The organism is Natronoarchaeum mannanilyticum (genome assembly GCF_039522665.1).
Taxonomy (GTDB): Archaea; Halobacteriota; Halobacteria; order Halobacteriales; family Natronoarchaeaceae; genus Natronoarchaeum; species Natronoarchaeum mannanilyticum.
In genome coordinates this window covers 216,678-238,794 of record NZ_BAAADV010000008.1, presented here as the reverse complement: position 1 = coordinate 238,794, position 22,117 = coordinate 216,678, and the positions used below count along the sequence as shown (strand labels likewise).

The window sequence follows — 22,117 nt, the reverse complement described above, 5'->3', positions numbered from 1 at the left end:
TGCAGGATCACTATATATGGAATGGACAGACCGAAGAGCTAGGGGTTTATGCCCCTCAGCGGTCTGAAGAGAGAATTTTGCAACAGATGATCTTGAGGTATTGGCAGCGTGAGCGGGGTGCTGCTTCATTAAGTGTGAAAAGTAAGGAAGTATGATTTTGTGGTTCTCTGTGCTAAAAATCCGCCGCCTCAGTGAATGTAGCGACCGGATCGATCTGAGTTTCGTGGAGCAAGAGCTGACACCACGTCAGCTGATGGAGCTAAGTATCCGGCTCCATATTGCAGGTCCCTCGCTTTCGGATACTATTAGATTATTTTGGGGGAATAGGTGTCAAACGGAGTCACAAGGCAGTCCACGATTAGGTTTATAAGTACGATCTACAGCCGGCAGAAAATAAGAAGCCGAATCACGTTACGCTTGACGAGACAGTTATCGTTATTGGCGTGTACACTATTGACGATCCGGAAATGAACAAAGCCCTCTATATCCGTCTGTATTCGACGACTACAACCGCGTTGACAGAACAATTTTCACAGAAACTCACTAAGAAACCTGACCTCGATGCCGTGTTTCTCGTCGATGGTACAAAGCATCTCCAGACTGCACTCCCTCGATCTGCGCTCGGATTTCGATACGAAAAACATGGAAATCAGAACGCTGCTGAACGTATCTTTCGTCAGATAAAACGATGTACCTCTTCGTTTTTAAACTCTTTTAGTCACCCAAAACCATCAACAGCAGATTCATGGCTCCAAGCCTTTGCTGTCTGGCACAATGCTACAAACTAAACATGACCGTGAGCGGACGCCGACGCCCGTCAGGGCGTTCAGCGTCCACTCACCTCTATCGGCTTATCGATCAGGGAAACACCCGCCATGTTACGGCCCCTCGGCATTGATCGCTTGCACGGAGCGGTCTGGTAGTGGATTCACCGTCTGGCCGACAGTCTGACGGATCTACTAACGGCATAGCCGTCGCAGGTCGCTGTCGATGAGTTGGCTGTCAGGATCAACGTAGAGAGACCAGTCTCGGAGGGATAGAGATTTACCTTGGCCCAGAATCCGAGCGTCTCGTCGTAGAATTCGAGAGGCGTCGCTTCCCTAGAGTTCATCGCCGTCTGGAAGGCGTCCCGGACCCCATCGTTCTTGGCGACACTAGAGAGTACTTCCTATGGTTCTCCCGAGTAACTCCGCTTCAGTATGCTGGATGAACTCTTCGGCACGATTGTTGACGTGCATAAACCGGAACTCGTAATCGAGCGTGTAGAACGCATCGGAGGCCTGCCCAGTATGTACTAGAGTTCGCTTTCGAGTTTCTGTTCGCGTTGTCGCCGATTAGTCATGTCACGAAGGGGCTTCAGAAATACGAGGGACGATAATTACATATTCCTCGATACTAGTATTCAGGGACAAAATATCGAACAGAAGGCATATATGATACTGGTGGTCAGCATACTTGCTGTCTCAAAACCATCTAACGAGTTGCCGAATGATACAGGATATAAAGACTAGAGTGAAAATCAGCCGATCAGTTCAAAAGTCCTCCAACAGGGAACCGCAACGAACTCATTTAGACTCCTGCGTACTGCAGTGGTTACAAAGATCGATCACAATAGCGTCTCGAAGCGGTCTAGATGGAGCAGCAACTGGAGGAGATGATCGTTCAATCATCACTCCAAGAACCGAACTGCAAATTGAGCAGATAAACGGATTCGGGGCCCAGCTAAGCGTCCCTTGAAATCACAGTATGAGCACTACACCATCTACCCCTACGATTGATAATTCGTCAACTGAACCTAGCTCCATTGACGAAACTGCGAATTCGATGACAAAAGAACGGACCAAAGCAGCACTTGCACGCGTACCACCTCAGGTACTCTCACTTACATCGGGGCTCGCGTTCCTCGTTGTCGCTGTCGGCCCTGCAGCTGCACAGAGCCAAGTCGGCGACGTGTACTGCGATACCGGCGTCGCAACTGGGATCGACCTCGTGTTTGGCGCCGTCGCTGGACTCGGACTCCCTGCAACCAGTTTCTATACGGGGAAAGCTGGGCTCTCGTATATGCGAGCCGGCGGCAATCCCGAGAAGAAGAATGAGGCGAAGGAGAGACTCGTCATGGCCGGCATCGGCTTCGGGATCGTCACCCTTGCGCTCGTATCGCCCGAACTCATCGACAAGATTGGTAGTCAGATGGGCTTTGGCTTCTCAGATTGCGTGAAGCCATTCTAAGCAGAGCTCCTCAAGGCACAAATCTACCCAGTATACAATGCCCTCCCGCCGTATAATAGCCGCCATGGTTGCCATTCTGCTCGTGAGTGGCAGTATGCTTGGCATCGTCGCGGGAAGTATCAGCGAGAGTGAGCCGTCTATCAACACGAGTGCAGTCCCCAGTGATGGCCCGGACTACGGCGTGAACAACAGCACGTTCCAGCGGCTCTGGTCAGAGGACAACGACAAGGAGAATCAATTGGACGAGAACGGTATTAGCGAGAACAGATCCTCGCGAGCCAAGTTCGCAAGTCGGTTAGCTCGATCGACAGACATCCCGTTTAGTGAACCGCCGCAAGCAACGGAGAAATGGAATCAAGGTGACTTCGGTGATTACACTCACGGCAGCGACGATGCCTCGGTCCATCCCGAAGCTGCAACGCTCGAAGATGGCGTGTACATCAGGGACGCGTACGTCAGCATCTTCGCTGTTCAGCCATCCACGATACTCCATCAAGGGAACGAAACGACGCAGTACGTTGCTCCGGACGGTGAAGTCCTCGCACTCAGTGATTACCGAGTCGCCGTTCCGCAGGATGATCGAACTGGATCACACCGAGAACGATGGTCAGTCTCCCAAACGAGTATCGAGTCCGTCGAGCTCTCCGTCGATAGTCGCACTGTCGACGTCGAAGATGGCCATCAGGCAGCCCTCACGTATGGCAGTCTCTCGGAGACATCGCGGTTAACCGTCGAAGCGAAGATCGTTGTCGAACTCCGTCGACTTACACTAGAATGCCCTGAGTGGGATAATTCCACATCCAGTTGTAACGGAGACTGGGATCGAGAGAGCGAAACTACCGACGCATCAAAGACAGTCTCGACATCGAGAGACGTAGTCGTAAACCGCATTTCGGACACCGCTGGACAGCAAGTCCGGTTCGACGCAGATCAGAACCGAGTCGGGGCAGTCGTTCATCCAAACACTGAATGGTCGACGATCGCCGTCGACGGCGATGTTCGCGTCCGGAGCAACTGGTGGTTCTATACTGCCGGGCGGTCGGGCTGGCAGACGATGGTCACTAGCACTGCCAGAGATACGTCACATACCGAGTCGTCCGTCCGCCCCGTTCAGGTTCACGCCTTCCCGAGTCAGGAGGAAGCGTATATCCCAACCGAACTGACGGAGGGCGGCGAGCGACCACTCGCCATCGAGGAGGCGTGGGGAACAGAACACTCGGGACCAGCACTGCCACCGAACATCGACATAGCGGCCGCCAATCGATACGGAAACGCAGACTCGATCGCTCTGAGTTCATCTCACCTCGATGGTAGTGCATTCCGCGATGTCACAGTCCAGGGTATCGTCAGGGGGCAGACACAGACGGTCTCGCTTTCCGACCAGCAGACCGTCCGCGAAACGAATCTCGATATGACCGTCGTCGAAGCCAACGCTACCCACGCGGTCATCCGTGCAAGTGTCACCGAGAACGCGTCTGGAAAGGCTGTCACGACAGGCCGAGTGGCCATCGGGAATCAGACGGTGGCTCTCAACACCAGCGGGATTGGCGTCACTACCATCTCGACCCCGTCGACGGTCATTCGAGGTGAGTATACGTCGGCACCGTGGTGGCTTACCGACCAGCCCTACGCAGCGTCGAACGACGTCACGGAGTTGCCTGCGAACTTCCCTGCTTTCCAGACGCTCATCCGACTCATCGTCGTGACGATTCTCTGGTTCGTCCCGGTCGCTGCGCTGGTCTTCGGCTTCGACTATATGTCCGGCGGCACGCTACTCGGTCTCTCTAATCGAACATGAACGACGATACGAACTCAAAGACGAACGATAGACGCATTGATCGGCGAACAGTCCTCGGAGGACTCAGCGCTAGCTTTGTGGCGCTTTCTGGATGTTCCACATTGACATCGAGAAATGATGCTCCTAACTCTACGTCATCGGGCCCGCCCGAAGGCAAGAAAGATTCGCTCACGAGCGTTGAAATGGTCGAGACGGAACTCGTCGTCAAACTTCCTAGTGACGCTGACATCGATTCGGTGAATCTTCTCAATCCAGACGGAGAGACGAACGCCATTCGGCGAATCCAAGATGGGACGACACAGGTCGCATTTCAACTACTCGGAGAAACGGAGGACGGGTACGTGCCCGGGGAGTATCGCATCGTCGCTATCACCGGGGATGAGACGGTTGACGAGACAACAATCACCCTTGATCCAAAAATCGATATTACAGATGTCAAGCGTGCACAGGATTATCCGGATCTGAACTGGGACAAGGAGCAGCCGTCGTGGGAACAGTTCGCCGCGGTTACGGTGGAGAATACGGGAAATGCACCGTCATATCTCACAGCGCTTCGGTGGGAAAACTCTCCACATACGAAGGTATCTCCGTCGGAGGCTCTGACACACTATCTACGTAGGATCATACCGCCTGGTGAGACGACGATTTATACAACTGCTCCAGTCTATCGGACGCAAGATCCAACTGGCGCCTACGAGGCTGTTGATTGTGGCTCTCTTGAGAGGGATACACTCACCGTCACTGGAAACGTCCAGACCGGCAAGAATCCCACATTCTCACAGACTGTTGAGTACGGCGGGAAGAAATACTCGTGCGATCTTACCATCGTCGACAGCGGTTCGACTAGCTCACTCAAGACGAACGAGAGTGATACCTGATGGGGTGGATGGAAAAACAGGTAGAGAACGCGATCGAGAACGTCCTTACGGACATCAAGGAGGCACTCCTTGGATTCTCGAACGATATCTTCGAGGCCTTTCTTACACCGATTGTCGGCGTTCCGACGCCAACATCCGACTCTCGATACATCGTTGTCGGAACGCCAGATAATGATCCCTGGCAGAGCCTGTACGCGGATTTCTATCTTCAGTATATCCTGCCGTTGACGATCATGCTACTGCTCATCGGCCTGTCCTACATTGGACTCCGAGCAGGGTCGATCAGTAGCTACCGCCGCAAACGACTCCTTCGGCGCATCGGGCTTGTCCTCATGGGTACCTTTGTCTGGTTCCCACTCGTGTCGATCCCTCTCCAGTTCGTCGATGCGCTCGGCCTAACGCTCGCGCCAATCGACGATATGTCGGCTGGCTTCGGAGGGCTCATCGAATCCGCAGTCGGTGGCCTCTTCGTCATCTTGGCGATGGCGATCATCTCGAATGCTCTCTTAGTCGTCGCGGCCCTCGTTTACAGTCTCCGTTGGCTTGGTATCCTCGTTCTAACGCTGCTGATGCCGTTACTTGGCGTCTTCTGGGCGCTCGACGTGTGGCCGCTTAGTTCGGCCTCGGAGATCGCTCGTCGAGCAGGAGGAATCTATCCTGGGCTCATTCTCGCAGGACTTCCTGCCGCTGTCCTCTTCCGGATCGGATGGCAGATGGAGCTCACGGCGAGCGCAAGCGGGATTTTTTCGCTTTTCCTTGGCCTCGTGCTCATTCCAGCAGCCTGTCTCACGTCGATCATGACCGTCTACTGGTCTGCCCCTGCGATGCAGACGATCGCACGGAAGGGGACACGTCGCACGAATCCAGCGGCTGCCGCCACGGCTGCAAAGAAAGGTACTGGAAAATCTATTCGCGGTGCCCGAAACGTCCACCGAGGATACTCACAGAATAGCCACGGGCCAGTGACAAAGAACGGGCAGGCGCAGCTCGGTAACGGTGATTCGAACGCCTACAAAGTCGGGTCGTCCGCCCAGTCGGCAAAGGTCCACGCGAAGCAGTACAACAATCTCCGGAAGTCGAAGACGGGCCGGATGCGAGACAAGGCCGCAGAAGACGCGAGTCGGGCGACGCAGGCGGCGAAAGCCCGCTCGAATCAGGCGTTCAGACAGACGAAGAACAAGGTTTCGCGGTGGTGACGATCTATGAGTACCAACACTGACGATCACGAGTACAGCGCGCGACGAATTCATCACTCCCTCGGAGGGACGACCGCGTTCTTTCAGGGGTACACGATCGGCGAACTCATGCTGTTCATCGGCGTGGCGTTCGTCACACTCATCGGGGCAGCACTCGTCCCGGCGACGTTCACGATCCCAGTCCTCGGGTTCGGCGTTATGCTCGGCCTCGTGCTGGGACTACTCCACAAGGTCAAGCCCTCTTACCTCTGGCTCACCGAGTGGCTGGCCGCACGCCTCAGCTGGGCAGTCAGGAACAAGGAGTACACTCACGGCAAGGACGACAGTGACGTCCGCTATCTGACTCGCGTTGGGCAGGTGTTCCCCCACGCCATCGAACGGTCGGACGGTGCGCTGGTCGGCGCGATCAAAGTCGATCCGGCGAACATGGCGCTTGAGGACGACGAGGCGTGGGCGAAAGCCGTCGAGTCGCTCTCCGAGTTCGTTAACGCGACCGTCGACTTCCCCGTGAAATTCTACATCACCAGTCGAGAGATCGACCAGGACGACGTCGTCCGTAGTCACCAGCGGCGCCTCGGTGACGCCGACGTTCGATCACGTCCGGTCCTCAAGCGATTGCTCGAGGAGTACATCACCGATAACACGGACGCCAACGGCGCCGTCGATTCCGAGAGTACGACGATTCGGGAATACTACATCATCACTGCAGTCGACGATGCCGATGTCGAGCAGTTCGACGAGACCGGCGACAGCGTACTCGCCTATCTCGCCGATGTCCCCGTCCTCGGGCGCGTGTTTGGTCGGTTCCAGTCCGACGAACTCTCAGAAGCCGAACGCGACCGGCTCAAAGAGGACAAACTGGAGTCCCGCCTGGCACAGCTCCGCCGAGGCGGATCGTCGCTCTACCGGTGTTCGGTCAGTCCGGTCGACGCCTACGAACTCGCTCGCGTGACGAAGGAATACTGGACCGGTCGCACCGAAACGTACGGCGACATCACCGACGCACTCGGGACATTCCCGGTCGTAACTCACGGAATCAGCGATGACGTCCCTTCGACGCCCGATCCAACCGACGTCATCGACGCGATGGACGATCCAGCCGATACGCGTGGCACTGCGACGGCCAGACGCGGCCACGAGAACGACGAAGGGACCGATGCCACCGACGGCCTCGACGCCGAGGGCAAAGACGCGTCAGAAACAGTCGACGAGATGGAGGGGGCCACACAAGCTACGCTCGCGGATGCGTCGACGATGCACCAGTCGGTCATCGCACCCTCGACGGTCGACTGGGAGCCGACCCACGCGGTCATCGACGACGAGACGTACGTCCGGACGTTCTGGATCGAGCAGTTTCCCGAAGAGCCTGCCGATGGGATGTTCGAACGCCTGTTGCTAGAGACGGAACTTCAGACGGACATCAGCATCCACCTGGATCCGTTCGACAATCAGTCTGCCGAGGACATGATGGCCGACTGGATTTCGGACCTGAAGGTCAGCCAGCACGACTCGAACAGTCTCAAAGCGGAAGACCTCCAGGAGGACATCGACCGCGGGAAGTATATGCGGTCGCTCGTCCGCGCGAACAAGGCATCGTTCTATCGTGGCGGCGTCTTCATCCGACTCTCCGCCGAGAGCAAGCAGGAACTCGATAACCACACCACACGGCTGCGCTCGATCGTCAAAGACGCCCCTGCGAACTGTACGCTCAAAATCGCGAGCCGCTGGCAAGAGAAAGGTCTCGCGACGGTGTCACCGCTGGGGCGGAACGAACTCGGTCACGATCGGATGTCGACACTGACGAACCAGGCGATCGGCGCGATGTTCCCGTTCTCGTCAAACTACATGATGATGGACGAGGGCGTCGAGTACGGCTACCACGGTCACAACGAGTCGCCCGTCCGGATCGATCCGTGGTCGCTCGAAACCGGTCACAGCGAACTCGTCGTCGGGATGCCCGGCGCCGGGAAGACGTTCGGCGATATCATGCGCCACGCTCGGATGATGAAGCGTCGGCAGGACACGATGCTCGTGTTGATCGACCCCGTCGGCGGATTCAAGGGTATCGCCGACGCGCTCGACGCGAAGACGATCTCCGTGGGCGGCGACACGCGACTGAACCCGCTCGAAATCCGCGAGACACCCCAGGAAGTACTCAACTCTGCTGACGGCATCTCGCCGCTGTCGGCGAAAAAGGACGAGGTGTACGCCGTTCTCGAGAACTTCTTAAGGGCCCGCGATATCGACCTCGGAACCGAGACGGGCGTGCTCTCGTACGTCATCGACGAAGTGTATCGGCAGGCGGGCGTCGTCGAAGACGACGTCAGCACGCACACGCCCGAGAACTCGCCGACGATGACGGACGTCCATCGCGTCCTCGCTGATGTCGCCGAGAACCCCAGCGAACACAACATCGCTACGTCGGAGTCCGCTCGCGAACGGGCCGCCCAGTACGCCGACGAACTGGCCATCGCACTTCAGCCGTTCCGCGACGGTGGGGCATACGAAAACCTCTCCCGACGGTCGGAGGTCGACATTCTGGAGGGCGATAACAAAGTCGTCTACATCGATTTAGGCCAGATCGAGGGGAGCGCATCGGGGATCGACCGCCAGACGTTCCTGATGCAGTTGCTCCTGTCGACGGTCTACCAGCAGGCCAAGAAGACGGACCGAAACGTCGAGCTCGCGATTGACGAGGCCCACTACCTGTTCGAGGACCAGGCGAATCTCGACTTCCTCGAAACGGCGTTCCGCCACCAGCGACACGCCGGCCTTCGGATGGTCTTACTCTCCCAGACTGCCCAAGAGTTCTACGAGACCGATCAGGCCGAGAAGATCCTCGGGATGTGTCCGATCAAGGTGTTCCACAAACTCCCAGGCCTCGACGACGAGACCGCGGACAAGATCGGGCTCACGCGCGAGCAGCGTACGTACGTTCGCGGCGCCGACGCCGGCAAGGAAGATCTCGGGTATAGCCAGGCGCTCGTTCGCGTCGAAGAACACGGGACGTACCCGCTCCACGTCGTCGCCGACGAGTTCGAAAAGCGGGTCATCGACTACGAACCGGACGACCGGGCGTTCATCCAGCAAGCGATTAGCAACACTCCCGACGATCTCCTCGAGTTCGAGGAGGTCGTCGAGCGCGAAGCCCGAGTGAACGCGCTGACAAACCGCTACGGTCTCTCACGGTCGACTGCAGAGCGACTGCTGAACGACGATCTCTCGGCGGAAGCGCTTCTCGAGAACCTACTATCGGAGAAGCAGAATAGCCAGCCGACAGTAGCTGACGGGGGTACAGCCGATGCAGGCGCCGACCCAGGCGAGGAGAGGAGCCAATAAGATGCGACGGGAATACCTGCGAGTAACACCGACCTCGGAGGAGTACGCTGCAAGCTCCGTCCCCGAGACGATCGCCAGCCTCCACAAACTCCAGACCGCTGAATCACAGAGTCTCGGCGAGCGATTGAATCCACTCTACAGTACGCCACCGCCGACGTTCGAGTTTCTTGCGTTGAGCCAGGGCGACGGCGAGCCTGTCGAGTTTTACTACGGGGTAACTGGAGGCCAGTTAGACACGTTCGAGAAACGACTTCGGACGATCTACCCTCCCTCGTTCGACATCTCTCGCGTCACACTCGATCCTATCGCCAAGTTAGTATCGCCAGCCGAGTACACCCACGAGGAGTTCCGTGAGCGGGTCGAACACGACCAGCTCTACCGCGACTGCGAACTCGAAGAGAGCAATCAGCGCCCAGCCGCTACAGACGGCGGGGCCACCAACGAAGCCAGCAGCAGGTACGTCGACTGTGAAGGCGGTGTGATTGAACTCGCTTCGCCGGACGAGATCCCGAAGGAGCAGCCGTGGACGAAACTCGACCGACCGACTGCGACACCGGACGGTCGTGTGTTAGCCCGTCCACCGATCGATGACGTCTCGCCCGTCGGCGTCCGCTGGCAGGGCGAGGGCGAACGGAAACGTGACTGGATGACGCCGCTCACCGCGTTCACGACATCGGCGACGCAATCCGGATCCGCTGACGAATCCGACCAAGGGCGTGCGCCGCTCGCACCGCTGATCGATCTGCTCACGGAGGTAGACCAGCCGACTGCCTTCCAAGTCGTTTTTCGCCGAAAACCGGACTGGACCTCCAGCGCTGTCGACCGTCAGGCCGACCTCCTCGCTGGGCGCGACACACTCGGTCAGAAGGTCCTGGGCTTTCTTCTCGACGATAACTGGGAGCGGACGGCGGCTGACCTGCGAGGCGATGCAAAGCGACGGTACGACCGTATCGAGGACAACTCGCCAGAGCGGACGTTCACTACCAATCTCCGTGTGGTTTCCGTCCCCTCGGAGGATTCTGTTCCACCGTCGCTCGAATCGAGTCTCGAGACGATGTGCTCTGCGCTCGATTCGCTCGACGGGCGCTTCTACGGCGTTGACGGCCAGCGATTACGCGAGGGGGGACTCCGACAGAAGACGAAAGAAAAACGCGCTCAGCGGGAACTCTCGCGCTTGCGGGACCGTGAGATCACTACCGGCTCTGGAGCGACTCGGCCCGATCTCGTGTTGAACGGAGATGAGCTCGCGAACTTCATCTTGACGCCGTCGTCGGGCGATCTCACCGTCGAGGGAACGAGAGGCACGCGAGCCGAACAGCAGAGCCGCAATCCGCTTCCTCGCCCGCACCAGGACCTCATGCGCGAGTTCCGTGACGGGATGGCGATCGGCTACGCGCTCGACGAGAACGGTGTTCCGGAAGGTATTCCGACACACGTGCCACCAGGACTCCTTCCGACGCACTACGGACGATTCGGGACGACTGGCTCGGGGAAGTCGAAAGCGCTCATCAACGATATGCTCTCGTTGTATGCTAATACGGAGGGACCAGTCGTCCTCATCGATCCGAAGGGCGACGGTATGACGGAGAACTATATGCGCGCCCACGGGCGGCGCTTCGGACTGTCCGACCTCGAGGAGAACGTGATCCACTTCCCGGTACCAGACGTCCTTCCGGGATTCTCGTTTTTCAACTTGGAGCCCTCGCTGGAGAACGGACGGCGGCGTGAGGACGCCGTCCAACGGAAAGCAGATCACTACGAAGAGCTTCTGAAGCTCGTCATGGGCGAGGAGCGCTACGAGCGAGCGACCGTCGCCCCCACCGTTATCCAGTCGCTGATCAAGACGCTGTTCGACGAAGAGTACGGCCGGGAGAACGGGCGATACCGAGAGTCGGAGAACTACTTCGCGCATCAGCAACTGGAACACGCCGTCGATCAACTGTGGGACGCTGGCCCGCCCCAGCCCGATATGGCGGAAGTTCCTCAGACGAGTGACGAGGAGATCGAGCGGACGATCCGCCGGCAGCTGCAGCTGGACTCCAGTACGTTCTCGAATGTGATGGGTGGCGTCGGGAACCGGCTCGCCTACATCTCGCAGGACACCCACCTCAGGAAGATCTTCAACAACACCGAGCGCCGGTTCGACTTCCGGGACGTCCTCGACGAGAACAAGGTCATCCTGTTCGACCTAGGTGACCTCCGCGACGATGCTGCGACGATCATGACGGGGGTGATCCTGACGAATCTCGACGACGCCCTCAAAGAGCGCAAGCGAAATCTCGATCGCCAGCCCGACGAGTACGTCGCGAATCTGCTGATCGACGAAGCGGCGTCCGTCGTAGTCTCCGACATCATGAACGACCTGCTCGAGAAAGGACGGGGCTTTCGCCTGTCGGTCGGACTGTCGATGCAGTTTCCCGAACAGATCGAAGCTGAAGGCGGACGGAAGGTGTACCTGAACGCCCTGAACAACATCGGGACGTCGCTGGTCGGGAAGATCAACGTCGACCAGGAGATGGCCCAGGCGATGGCACACGAGGAGATGGATCCCGTCGACTTCGCGAACAGAATTCGATCGCTACCGCGGGGCGAATGGATTGCGAGTCTGCCGAGTCCGACGTTCGGTAAAACCGGTCCGTACCCGTTCAGCGTCGAACCACTTCCGATTCCGGAGGGACACCCCGAAAGCACCCAGCCGTTGACCGACGAAGAGGAAGAGCGTTTCCAGGAGACGCTGACGGCAATTCAAAACCGCGTGAGCGATGGGTTTGGCGTCTCGGAGGAAGCTGCAACGCCGGACGCGAGTACGCCCGACGAACTTCGCGAGGTCCTCAGCGTTACCACCGACGACCTCGACGTCGCGATCGCGAAGACGATCCGAAGCGTCCAGCTGCAACGCGGCGTGCGTGAAGAGAACGAGTGGGTACCGGTCGAAACGGTCGACGGTAAACTCCGGCAACTGTACCAGGACGTCGATGCCGACCCGCCGTCGGTGAACGAACTCACGGACATTCGGCAGCGCTCTCGCCTCGTCGATACGACGGTCGATATCGAGGCTGACGATGTCGTCGTTCAACTCACGGAGGCGGGTGAACAGGTCGCCACTCCTGACACCGGAAACGTGCGAGCTGCGGGCAGTAGCGATCACGACGATGCGCTGTTGGAGATCGAATCGGAACTCACGTCTCTGGGGTTCACTGTCTCGATCCTCTCACAGGACGGGAGCGAGAAACCCGACGCGAGAGCGACACACCCCGATCTCGATCCGACGTTCGCTATCGAGGTCGAAACGACGACGCCGGAGAATCCCTCGAAGGTACTGACGAACCTCCGGAAAGCGCAGGAGGCCGAGGAGATACCGCTGTTCGTCGTCCGCACCGACGATTCGCAGACGTACTGGGCCGAGCGCGTCGAAGGAATCCTGTCACCGCCCGTTCGCGTGCTCCAGAGCGGAGAGCAGCGGTTCTACACGTCGGATTCGTCGATCACGTTCAACGGCGGTGCGACCGAGCAGGGCGGCGTCACTGCCGTCCGTCCGGTTGCGATAAAAAGCGATACTGACCAGAGCGTTTGGACGCATGACGAAGGCGATATCGTCCTGCGTGACGGTCAGGCCGACGAACATATCCGCCTCCGATCGCTCGACGAACTGACCAAGGATCGCGTTCCGGCCGTCTACAGCTACGATCCGGCGGCTGACGAGTACGTCGTCGACGAACACGGCGAACGTCACGTCTACGAGGAAAAGTCGGCGTTCGAGTCGGAGTGGTCGCGGATCAAGCGCCCGTTCGTCCCGGAAGACACACTTCCCGTTCCCGAGTACGATCAACGGAGTTACGCGATCATCGTCCTCGAAGACGGTGACCAACAGCCGTTTGTCTACCGTAACGGCGATGCTCACCCATTGTCGGAGCTTCTCGAGACGTCGTTCACAGTCGGGAACCCCGAGCCATCTGTCGGAGAGGAGAAGTCCGTTCATACTAAGACAGAGACCGAGCCGGCGAGATCGGATCCTGGTTCTTCCCCCGAAGCTGATTCTGATTTGGACGACGGGGAGTCAGATACGGCATCGACGTCGACACCCGGCGAAACGAAGGCAGAGTGGAAAGACGATCCAGATGCGGCCGTTGCCAAGTTCGCCGAGGATTGTTTGCGGGAATCCGAAAGCGGGGCGACCACTTCCGCAGCAGTGTATGCGACGTACGAAAGCTGGGCTGAGCAGCACGGCATCTCCCCAGACTCGAAGAACTGGTTCGCACGCCGGCTCAGCAATCACGTCGACTTCGAACGGACAGTCGGATACCGCGACGGGTCGTCTGTTCGGTGTTACGAAGGAGTCGAACTCGCGGAGGGCTGGACGTCATGATCCGGGAGTGGTATCGAGACTGTCGCGGAGACGGTACCTTGACGATCGGGACAGATCAGACAGCATCACTCGCTGAGGAACTAGCCGAGAGGCGCACGCCAGAACGGTCTTACGGCACTTACAGTAGCGACGGTACTACGGCATCGACGGCTTACGGTAATATCCCTGCCGTAAGCCGGGCTACTGTAGCGAATATGCCCGATCACGACCGTCGCTACGGCAAAAACCAACTAAGAAAGAAGGGGGGCACACCGTTGGAACTGATGCGTGCCACCCAGGTGAGAACGATCGGTCTATGTCGCTGATGTCTCGAGACGATTGTGCATCCCCGATGACCCGTGTCGGGTCGCCAACCAGTGACCGAGAACAAGAGCAGCGTAGTGAGATTTTGTATCGGCCCAAGAGGAGTGGGCCGTTCGAAATATCACCATGAGTGAAACAACGATCATCGACAGCGACGCATTGCCAGCCGGGATTCGAACCCGAGAGCAGTGGGTGTGCTGGCGCGAAGAGCACCGCGACGGGAAGCCAACGAAAATACCAGTAACGCCGAGCACCGGTTCGTTCGCATCATCAACAGACCCGGACACGTGGGCCAAGTTCGCGACAGCCCTCGAGTACGCCGAAACTGGGGACGCCGACGGCGTCGGCTTCGTGTTTACAGAAGACGATCCGTACGTCGGCGTCGATCTCGACGACTGCCGCGACCCGGAAAGCGAAGACGTGGACAACACGGCTCGAGACATCATCAAACGACTCGACTCCTTCACCGAGATCTCGCCGTCCGGAACTGGCTACCACGTGCTGACCAAAGGTGACCTGCCCGACGGACGAAACCGCAAAGGAAGCGTCGAACTGTACGACAACGCGCGCTTCTTCACAGTTACTGGTGATCACGTCGACGGGACGCCCTCGCGTATCGCTCATCGACAAGACGCACTCGTGGCGATTCACAGCGAGTACATACAGGACACCAACGGCGAAGCGTCTGAGTCCGGTCACAGTAGGACCGATATCGAAGACGCTGAGACAGACAAGGGCAGCGACGTCAGTACCGACCTCACGGACGAGGAACTCATAGAGAAAGCAACGAACGCCTCAAACGGGGCGAAGTTCGAGCGCCTCTGGAACGGACATACAGGCAGCTACGAAAGTCAGTCTGAAGCCGATATGGCACTATGCTGTATGCTGGCGTTCTGGACCGGTGGCGAGCAGACACAGATGGACCGGCTGTTTCGACAGTCCGGACTCATCCGACCGAAATGGGACGAAGTCCACTACGCCGACGGGTCGACGTACGGTGAAAAGACCATCGAGCGGGCGATTGCGAATACCTCCGAGTTCTACGATCCAGACGCCACCGACGAGTCAAATCGCCCCAACAGTAGTACAGAGAAGCCGGCTGCTGACGAAGGCAGCGATAGCTCGGAGCGCACCTGGGTGTATTTAACAGAGAAAAATCGGCTGCTGGCTGATCGTGTCGACGAGCTCGAGGCACGGCTCGAACAGAAAAACGAGCGTATTGACCAACTCGAAGCAGAAATCGAGCGGCTTACGCCAGAACGTACTGATCGTGACCGAGAGCGGCAGCAGGTGCACGAAGACCAGTCGACTTCCACAAGAGAGGACAATAGCGGGTCAGAAACAGCGTCCATCTGGCGACGGACAAAGCAGTTGTTTGAGAGTGACTGAAGGAGTGCTAAACTCTGGCTATTTCAGTAGCGCACAGCTGAATTGGCTGTTATGTGAGGATGCATATTGATGATTTCCGAGCAGTCGTCCTCCTTATCCGTATAGGGGCCGTCACTCTATTAGCGAGCCACGAACTACGGTCCCAACCATAATTCGGCGGCTCGCACTTCTACAGACAATGATATACCCCAATTACACCCTCCGACACTTCCAGAGGGTCTAATCTTGCCAGATCATATTCGCTGCACCGCCTGTGGTGCGCTCGTGTTTGGCTTCACATCCCTACTCGAACCCATACTCCAAGACTACTGTCCTGATTGTGATCAGGATACGTTCGAACTCGTTTCGTAGGTGTCCCCTCCTGATTGAACAGGTTATAGCAGAAGCAGGGATTTGAGGGGACGGGAGTACCCCCAAATCCCCTGGTTGGTCACCTACTACCAGACCCAGGCTTTGGAATTATGCGACGCCAAGCTTTGGGCCCGGGTTTCTGTCGGGGATGCCCCGACAAGTCATGTGTCGAAAGTACACCTAATAAGTGTAACACCTGTTTCTACCGGATCAACAGCGGGACGATCCAATGCGACAAGCCTGGATCAGCCAAACGATTAGATCCGCATATTTACAGCACTGGCTACTCATCACTCTGAGAACGTTTGATAGTGTCCGCACCACATGTCGGACAGAACCCCCTACCATCCATAACTACTTTTTCACAGCCCCTACAGTAGCGACCTGATATAGCTTCCTGAGGTTCATCTTCCACGACTCTGAGAAGTTTCCAGATCATTCTCGAAATAGTATATGCCTCTATAGATCCGGTTCCCCGTCCCTCTGATTGGGAACTACAACGCTACCACAGTTAGGACAGTTCTCCATAGGTTCGTCAAACCGTGTATTACAGCCAATACAGTAACTTCCATTAGTTTCAGTGGAGCTGTCACTCCTCCACCTTGAGAGTATTTTTTGGATCATATGAATGACATAGGCGAGTCCGGAGATAAACATTTCAGCAGAATACAAAACTATTCCAAGCTAGTCGCAAAATTATACTTTTTGTTGTACGTCAATTACGTGCGATCTCCTCCAGCAGTCACTGAATGAATGCGTCTCTTAGCCGTGTTTCTGGAGTTGAATAACCGTACTCAGACTGTCTGTTGGGCACCAGCTAAGTGTTCTTGCTCCCACTTGTGACGTTGATGGAGACAAGAGCGGCCTTGCTGAGTAAGAGAATAGCAATTTGTTCGGCAATCACGGCTCTCTTTGTTGATGAACCCTCTCTCAGTAAGAGTATTGAGATTCGGATAGATGTTCCCACGATTTACGGTAGCTGTCGTTTCCTCCTCAAATTGGTCTTTAAGCTCCTGCCCGGATGGCTCGTCTACCATGGCAATGATGAACAACAGGTCGCGCTGAAACGCCGTGAGCTCGAAGAGGCTCATAGACATCTATCTCGGGGGTACCTCATATTGTTATGTGATGGTTTAGGCTGGGTATTAACTGGTTATCAGGCGGAAACACCTCGACAGGTTGACCGGGTAATGTACCCCCTATATCTACCCCTCCGTCTCCCGAAGAGAGAGCTCTCAAAAGAGCAACTCTTCGATATATTATTCAGGATCGACAACTTCCGAACAGTTGGGGCACTCAGCCCAGATCCCGTCTCCCTGGTCCGCCTCGTATTCGATGAGTATGTGACTGGATCGGATCTCTGACCCACAATACGAACAGTTTCCAATCGGAGAGTGCTGCGGAGTCATGCGATGGAGGGGGTTCGCTATCGACAAACGTGAGTTAGTGGGCATCCGTGAAATAGGTGTTCCAAGAATCCAGAGCGACGATGAGCAACCACAGGATTACGCTGGGAGGTCTACCTCTGCCTCGTTGAGGTACTGCTGTTCCCACTCCCGCCGTGCTTCCAGTTCGCGCTGGCCACGTTGCGTCAGCTCGTAGTAGTTCGTCCGCCGGTCATGTTCTCCCTTCTCAACGAGTTCCTTCTCGACCAGAGAATCGAGATTCGGGTACAATCGGCCGTGTTGAATTTCCTGCTCATAGTACTCCTCGAGTTCGTCCTTGACGGCAAGACCATGTGGTTTGTCCTGGCCCGCGATCACGTACAGCAGGTCGCGTTGGAATCCGGTCAAATCGTGCATACTACCCTATCTGTCTAGCGGTATCAATAGACGGGCACATAATTCCCCAGTAGATATCCCACAGGACAGGCGGTAGACACTATCTGTAGGTGGTTTTTATAATAAAATACTGCGGGATCAGCTAGCTTTTACTAAACTTCAGGAACAGCAAGAGCCAGTCATCAGGGCCGTCTCACCACACCTGAAAGACCGATTCTCGCGGGAAGAGTTTATTTGCACCTCAATGGGTGAGGAGCCCGCTCAAAAGGGAACCTCAGAACTTCGGTGAGACAAATGGCGACTAGTGATATCTACGCGACGACGTTCGACGAAGACGTACAGCAGGAGGTAACAACGAACCAGTGTTCGGAGTGTGGTGGACGAGTCACAACGAACGCGAGAGAGACGGTCTGTGAGAACTGTGGCCTCGTCATCGACGAACAACAGATCGATCGCGGACCTGAGTGGCGGTCATTCGAGCAAGAGGAACGAGAGCGAACGGGCGCACCACTCACTGTCGCTCGACACGATCGTGGGCTCTCGACGAAGATTGGGCGCGGGACCGATGCGAACGGGAACGTACTTTCTGGTCGAAAGCGACAGCAACTCGACCGGCTACGGCGCGAACAGACCCGAGGGAAGTGGCAATCGAAAGCGGACCGCAATCTCTCCCACGGCCTGGGCGAAGTACGACGGATCACCAGCGCACTCGGCCTGTCCGAGACGATTCGTGACCAGGCGTGTGCCCTCTTCCGAAGCGCTCAGTCGTCGGACCTCCTCCTCGGGCGATCGATCGAGGGGATGGCCGCAGCGAGCGTCCACGGGGCGTGTCGGTGTAACGGACGTACTCGGACGATTGACGACGTCACCGAGGTCGCACAGGTCAGAGAGTCGCGAGTGACGAACTGCTACAAGACGATAAACGCGGAACTCGGGCTCCCGGCGAAGCCGATGACACCGAGCATGTTCGTTCCACGGCTCGCCTCCGAGCTGGACATTCCCGATTCCGTCCGGCGTCGCGCCGAAAGGCTTGCAGAGACAGCAGAGGACGAAGCGATCACGACCGGTGTGAGTCCGTCAGGCTTCGCTGGCGCGTGCATCTACAAAGCCGCCTGCGAGTGTGACCAAGAGCTAACGCAAGCGCAGGTGGTTGACGCTGCGGGCGTCTCGCCGGTGACGTTGCGAACGCATCGCGACACACTTGTGAAGGAAAGCTGAACCGGAGGAAGTTTTTCAAGCGCCCTGCTGGGTGGGCGCTGACTGACCAGCGCTCGAGCGTACATGCACCTGTTAGATGACCTCTCATTTACGAGTAAAGTAGCAAAGCGCGCCCAGTACGAGGCCTTCGAGTTCGTGATCGTACCAGACGGCGTTCGCGTTCGGAACTGTAGCCACGAGAAGCCGGCAGAACACGAATATACCGTTACGGTTCGAGACGGACGGCCGACCTGTTGTGAGTGTCCAGCTGATCAGCGATTCGACGGTGCCTGCAAACATCGGGTCGCCGTGGCCATTCGGCGGCCGATCGTCGAAGCGGCGACAACCAGCCAAGTGCGTGCTGATGGTGGAACAGTCCAGAAAGACGGGGAATCACCAGCGGACACGGATCAGCCGGATGACTGTGAGTGTGCGTCCCTCCCCAATGGATTTCCCTGCTGGGAATGTGTCCGGACAGGTCGTCGGAGTCTATAATCCTGCCGTCTGGTCTTCTAATAGTGGAATCGGTTATTGAAACTCGACTTCATGAAGACGTTCTGTTCATTGATGACGTCGCCGTCATCGGCTATCGCGACCCGTAACCGGACTGACCGTACGGCACGGCCTGTTTGTCGGGGTCCCCAGAACGCTTTGCATTCTGGTGTGCGAACGAGAAACCGTGTATCTCGTTCACGCCGAGAGGCGTGCAGCGCGCGACAGCGTGCGTGGCGTGACTCGCCATGACTGATCCATATCCTCACGACGATACAAGTGCCGACTTCGAACAGTTCGAGAAAGCGCTGCTCGCCCAGGACCGCGACGCCGCCGGCGTCGACACGGTGGACATCAACGACGCGACGGCCCAGCGCCTGGTCAACGACCTTGTCGACGCGGACGTCGTCACTCCGGTTCCTGAAGACCAAGTTCGGTTCACGAGCCGAGCGGCACCGCGTTCGATTCAGCCACGCAGCTGGCCGTCTTCCACCGTGGCTGGACGGCCGGCCGCGACGCCGACGCGGAGGGCGAGTGATGCAGCAGACGCTCACTGGCTGCGCGTTCTGCGACGCCCCGCCCGGTACCGAGACTGGCGAGGCCCACTCCTGGGGCCAGGACGAGCGGGTTACCCACCCGATCTGCGCCGACTGCGCGATCCAGACGGAGCCGGATCCCGACGAGCGCGATCACGTCGCCTGTGACGGCTGTGGACTCGTCGTCGACACGCTCGCGGCGCTCACGCGGTTCCGGGTTGAACTGGGGCATCTGGAAGGCTCGTTGCAGCTGTGCGCTCGCTGTAGTCCGGGTGGGCTCGCGACGTACTGGACGCGCGACCTCGAGGAGCATCTGGTCGCCGACTGTTGAGCCAATGTGCTAGTGTAGCACTGCCTGTGGTCGCTTTCTACACTCGCGGATGTAACGGACTTACGCAGTCCCAGTACGTTGAACACCGGGGATGACATCCAGAATGATATGGACTGCCCCGCTGCAGGGTCTCGATCACGCTCGAAGATTCCCTTGCTGAGATTCGCCAGTAGCGACGACTGGAGCCATCGACGACTGACACTGGGGCCCAGGGTGAGTGCTGATGTCTGATTCCAAGGACCTCTACGCCGTTCGTGAACGAACCGGGAATTCCGAGCATGCATCGGTCGACGAGGTGGTCGAACTTGTATTCGAGCGCGCGCAGCATCCCCGTACGGATCACCACGACGGGCATCTCGACGAACAGATGGCGACTGTCGTCGACACGTACGGTACCACCCCTGTCCGGACCGTCATGCACCGCGTCCTTGTCGACGGCACGCCCTTCCGGACCGCCACCCAAGACCTTGAGGTACGCAACGTCGACGGTGTTCGTATCGGGACGACCGCCGGCCAGTTCCTCAACGAACTGAACGCACAGGACGACGAGTGAGATCGGCGTAAACTCTTCCTATTCCACGGGCGTTACTGTGCAAGCTCTGTGCAGACGCCGAAACCGTTATCCGTCTATGTGCAAAACTTGCACATACAATGGGCGCAAGCGACGATCCGCGACGGGTGCACTTCCAGTCGCCGGAGTATCTCGTCGACCGGCTCGATGCCATCGCCGATCTCTTCGACAAAGACCGGACGGATCTCCTCGTCGATGCCATCCGAGAGTACATTGAAGACACTGCCGACAGTGAGACGTTTCAAGAATTAGTTGCGACGAAGTACTACGACGACCAACTCGAGTTCGAGACAGTGAAGCAACTGGTGGGAGCCGAGACCGCCCAGCGACTCCGCCTCCTCAAAGCGGATCTCGAGGACGAACCACTCGATCTCGCTACCCCCGATGACGTCGACGTCTACGATGGGGATGTGACGACGGTCGACGACGATCGATGAGCGGTCCACGGCTGCGAACAGTCGTCGCCGACACGAGCGCGCTCGTCAGTCTCGCGGTGCCCCGGGCGGATGCAGCCATCGGTACCGATGTTCCCGACCCGTTCCAATACCTGCTCACCTCCTGTGACGTGTTCGTCCCTCCGGAAGTAGTCGCAGAACTCCGCGACATCACGCAGTATCAGGATATCCACGCTGCAGCCGCGAATAACGTCCTCGCGGCCCGTGGCCACTACACGGTCGAAGATCCGTATGCACGCGACGACACCCCGGACGCGCGACCGACGTTCGGCCTCGATGACGGCGAAACTGATGGCATCATCCTCGCGAACGCGCTTGACGTCGACGGCTTTCTCACGGACGAATTTGGCGGCACGAACTTCCCACTGATTCACGCTGTGCTCAAAGGGCCGCGTATCGTCCCGACACCGCGGCTTATCTGTGACTACGCCCGGAACGGCCATATGACCCACGAGGAGGCGCGAACGCTACTTAGCGTGATCAGCCCCCACCGGAGCTGGGACAACAGCCCGTACGTCGCCCAGTTAGTCGCACTTCTGGAAGGGTAGGTTCAGTCAGCTTCGAGGTCACGAGCGTCGAGGTCTCCGGCGAGATACTGCTCTCCCGTTCGCGTGATATCGTAGACGCCGTTGCCGAGGTGGACGAGGAGACCATGTTCGACCAGCGTCTTGCAGCGGGCATTGATATGTTGGCGGGAGAAGCGAACTCGATCGCTGTCCGCCATCTCCTTCGGGGTATCTGGACCGGCTTCAGAGAGATGCTCTAGGATGCGGTCATCGGCACGCGACATCCAGTCGGCGTCAAAGCGCATAATCAGTTGTGGTTGCGCCGACTCTATCCCAAACGCGCTGCGTCAACCAGAAAATCTACAAGAAACCACAGTTGACTCCTCGGTCTTTAAATGC

At 57.7% G+C, this 22,117-nt stretch carries 17 protein-coding genes and 2 pseudogenes; 15 read left to right on the top strand and 4 right to left on the bottom strand.

What is annotated here, in order from left to right:
• Window positions 1–169 precede the first annotated feature (169 nt).
• The 8 genes and pseudogenes from ABDZ81_RS17850 to ABDZ81_RS17815 all read left to right on the top strand — a co-directional run bounded on the left by ABDZ81_RS17850 (window position 170) and on the right by ABDZ81_RS17815 (window position 15,498).
• Window positions 170–788, top strand: a pseudogene (locus ABDZ81_RS17850) (transposase domain-containing protein).
• 958 nt (window positions 789–1,746) lie between these two features.
• Complete coding sequence (locus tag ABDZ81_RS17845) at window positions 1,747–2,229, top strand: pilin (RefSeq protein ID WP_343775897.1); 483 nt, start codon at window positions 1,747–1,749, stop codon at window positions 2,227–2,229.
• A gap of 64 nt (window positions 2,230–2,293) precedes the next feature.
• A complete protein-coding gene (locus tag ABDZ81_RS17840) occupies window positions 2,294–4,027 on the top strand; it encodes a DUF8186 domain-containing protein (RefSeq protein ID WP_343775895.1) in 1,734 nt (577 codons plus the stop codon).
• Window positions 4,024–4,905: a hypothetical protein gene (locus tag ABDZ81_RS17835; protein ID WP_343775893.1), complete on the top strand. Its 882-nt coding sequence runs from the start codon at window positions 4,024–4,026 to the stop codon at window positions 4,903–4,905. Before ABDZ81_RS17840 ends, ABDZ81_RS17835 begins: the two co-directional genes overlap by 4 nt.
• Window positions 4,905–6,101: a TrbL/VirB6 family protein gene (locus ABDZ81_RS17830; RefSeq protein ID WP_343775891.1), complete on the top strand. Its 1,197-nt coding sequence runs from the start codon at window positions 4,905–4,907 to the stop codon at window positions 6,099–6,101. The genes ABDZ81_RS17835 and ABDZ81_RS17830 overlap by 1 nt, the downstream gene beginning before the upstream one ends.
• Before the next feature lie 6 nt (window positions 6,102–6,107).
• Complete coding sequence (locus ABDZ81_RS17825; RefSeq protein WP_343775889.1) at window positions 6,108–9,440, top strand: VirB4 family type IV secretion system protein; 3,333 nt, start codon at window positions 6,108–6,110, stop codon at window positions 9,438–9,440.
• 1 nt (window position 9,441) lies between these two features.
• Window positions 9,442–13,806 (top strand): primase-like DNA-binding domain-containing protein, encoded by a 4,365-nt coding sequence (locus ABDZ81_RS17820; protein WP_343775887.1) that lies wholly within the window; start codon window positions 9,442–9,444, stop codon window positions 13,804–13,806.
• A 429-nt stretch (window positions 13,807–14,235) separates the two neighbouring features.
• Window positions 14,236–15,498, top strand: coding sequence for a phage NrS-1 polymerase family protein (locus ABDZ81_RS17815; protein WP_343775885.1), 1,263 nt, complete (start codon window positions 14,236–14,238; stop codon window positions 15,496–15,498).
• 1,145 nt (window positions 15,499–16,643) lie between these two features.
• Here the strand turns inward: ABDZ81_RS17815 and ABDZ81_RS17810 are convergent.
• The 3 genes from ABDZ81_RS17810 to ABDZ81_RS17805 all read right to left on the bottom strand — a co-directional run bounded on the left by ABDZ81_RS17810 (window position 16,644) and on the right by ABDZ81_RS17805 (window position 17,651).
• Complete coding sequence (locus tag ABDZ81_RS17810) at window positions 16,644–16,886, bottom strand: PadR family transcriptional regulator (protein ID WP_343776042.1); 243 nt, start codon at window positions 16,884–16,886, stop codon at window positions 16,644–16,646.
• 222 nt (window positions 16,887–17,108) lie between these two features.
• A complete protein-coding gene (locus tag ABDZ81_RS18200; protein ID WP_465263411.1) occupies window positions 17,109–17,258 on the bottom strand; it encodes a DUF7837 family putative zinc-binding protein in 150 nt (49 codons plus the stop codon).
• Between the two features lie 96 nt (window positions 17,259–17,354).
• Window positions 17,355–17,651 (bottom strand): PadR family transcriptional regulator, encoded by a 297-nt coding sequence (locus tag ABDZ81_RS17805; protein WP_343775882.1) that lies wholly within the window; start codon window positions 17,649–17,651, stop codon window positions 17,355–17,357.
• Window positions 17,652–17,924: 273 nt separating this feature from the next.
• Between ABDZ81_RS17805 and ABDZ81_RS17800 the strand changes: the two genes are divergently transcribed.
• The 7 genes and pseudogenes from ABDZ81_RS17800 (at window position 17,925) to ABDZ81_RS17770 (ending at window position 21,760) form a co-directional block, all read left to right on the top strand.
• Window positions 17,925–18,848, top strand: a complete 924-nt coding sequence (locus tag ABDZ81_RS17800; RefSeq protein ID WP_343775879.1) for a transcription initiation factor IIB — start codon at window positions 17,925–17,927, stop codon at window positions 18,846–18,848.
• Window positions 18,849–18,911: 63 nt separating this feature from the next.
• Entirely contained in the window at window positions 18,912–19,322 is a 411-nt protein-coding gene (locus ABDZ81_RS17795) for an SWIM zinc finger family protein (RefSeq protein WP_343775876.1), read from the top strand.
• A gap of 245 nt (window positions 19,323–19,567) precedes the next feature.
• Window positions 19,568–19,857: pseudogene (locus ABDZ81_RS17790) on the top strand (DUF8069 family protein).
• Window positions 19,857–20,186, top strand: a complete 330-nt coding sequence (locus ABDZ81_RS17785) for a DUF7558 family protein (RefSeq protein WP_343775873.1) — start codon at window positions 19,857–19,859, stop codon at window positions 20,184–20,186. The pseudogene ABDZ81_RS17790 and the gene ABDZ81_RS17785 overlap by 1 nt, the downstream one beginning before the upstream one ends.
• A gap of 223 nt (window positions 20,187–20,409) precedes the next feature.
• Window positions 20,410–20,739: a DUF8158 family protein gene (locus ABDZ81_RS17780; protein WP_343775870.1), complete on the top strand. Its 330-nt coding sequence runs from the start codon at window positions 20,410–20,412 to the stop codon at window positions 20,737–20,739.
• A gap of 98 nt (window positions 20,740–20,837) precedes the next feature.
• Entirely contained in the window at window positions 20,838–21,194 is a 357-nt protein-coding gene (locus ABDZ81_RS17775) for a hypothetical protein (protein ID WP_343775867.1), read from the top strand.
• On the top strand, window positions 21,191–21,760 hold the full coding sequence (locus ABDZ81_RS17770) for a hypothetical protein (RefSeq protein ID WP_343775865.1): 570 nt from the start codon (window positions 21,191–21,193) through the stop codon (window positions 21,758–21,760). The genes ABDZ81_RS17775 and ABDZ81_RS17770 overlap by 4 nt, the downstream gene beginning before the upstream one ends.
• A gap of 2 nt (window positions 21,761–21,762) precedes the next feature.
• Here ABDZ81_RS17770 and ABDZ81_RS17765 read toward each other — a convergent pair whose 3' ends face one another.
• Window positions 21,763–22,023, bottom strand: coding sequence for a MarR family transcriptional regulator (locus ABDZ81_RS17765; RefSeq protein WP_343775862.1), 261 nt, complete (start codon window positions 22,021–22,023; stop codon window positions 21,763–21,765).
• Between the last annotated feature and the right edge of the window lie 94 nt (window positions 22,024–22,117).

What these genes read in the sequence shown, in the direction of transcription:
- ABDZ81_RS17845 (WP_343775897.1), top strand. Translation starts at nt 1,747, where the DNA reads ATGAGCACTACACCATCTACCCCTACGATTGATAATTCGTCAACTGAA.
- ABDZ81_RS17840 (WP_343775895.1), top strand. Translation starts at nt 2,294, where the DNA reads ATGGTTGCCATTCTGCTCGTGAGTGGCAGTATGCTTGGCATCGTCGCG.
- ABDZ81_RS17835 (WP_343775893.1), top strand. Translation starts at nt 4,024, where the DNA reads ATGAACGACGATACGAACTCAAAGACGAACGATAGACGCATTGATCGG.
- ABDZ81_RS17830 (WP_343775891.1), top strand. Translation starts at nt 4,905, where the DNA reads ATGGGGTGGATGGAAAAACAGGTAGAGAACGCGATCGAGAACGTCCTT.
- ABDZ81_RS17825 (WP_343775889.1), top strand. Translation starts at nt 6,108, where the DNA reads ATGAGTACCAACACTGACGATCACGAGTACAGCGCGCGACGAATTCAT.
- ABDZ81_RS17820 (WP_343775887.1), top strand. Translation starts at nt 9,442, where the DNA reads ATGCGACGGGAATACCTGCGAGTAACACCGACCTCGGAGGAGTACGCT.
- ABDZ81_RS17815 (WP_343775885.1), top strand. Translation starts at nt 14,236, where the DNA reads ATGAGTGAAACAACGATCATCGACAGCGACGCATTGCCAGCCGGGATT.
- ABDZ81_RS17810 (WP_343776042.1), bottom strand. Translation starts at nt 16,886, where the DNA reads ATGGTAGACGAGCCATCCGGGCAGGAGCTTAAAGACCAATTTGAGGAG.
- ABDZ81_RS18200 (WP_465263411.1), bottom strand. Translation starts at nt 17,258, where the DNA reads ATGACTCCGCAGCACTCTCCGATTGGAAACTGTTCGTATTGTGGGTCA.
- ABDZ81_RS17805 (WP_343775882.1), bottom strand. Translation starts at nt 17,651, where the DNA reads ATGCACGATTTGACCGGATTCCAACGCGACCTGCTGTACGTGATCGCG.
- ABDZ81_RS17800 (WP_343775879.1), top strand. Translation starts at nt 17,925, where the DNA reads ATGGCGACTAGTGATATCTACGCGACGACGTTCGACGAAGACGTACAG.
- ABDZ81_RS17795 (WP_343775876.1), top strand. Translation starts at nt 18,912, where the DNA reads ATGCACCTGTTAGATGACCTCTCATTTACGAGTAAAGTAGCAAAGCGC.
- ABDZ81_RS17785 (WP_343775873.1), top strand. Translation starts at nt 19,857, where the DNA reads ATGCAGCAGACGCTCACTGGCTGCGCGTTCTGCGACGCCCCGCCCGGT.
- ABDZ81_RS17780 (WP_343775870.1), top strand. Translation starts at nt 20,410, where the DNA reads ATGTCTGATTCCAAGGACCTCTACGCCGTTCGTGAACGAACCGGGAAT.
- ABDZ81_RS17775 (WP_343775867.1), top strand. Translation starts at nt 20,838, where the DNA reads ATGGGCGCAAGCGACGATCCGCGACGGGTGCACTTCCAGTCGCCGGAG.
- ABDZ81_RS17770 (WP_343775865.1), top strand. Translation starts at nt 21,191, where the DNA reads ATGAGCGGTCCACGGCTGCGAACAGTCGTCGCCGACACGAGCGCGCTC.
- ABDZ81_RS17765 (WP_343775862.1), bottom strand. Translation starts at nt 22,023, where the DNA reads ATGCGCTTTGACGCCGACTGGATGTCGCGTGCCGATGACCGCATCCTA.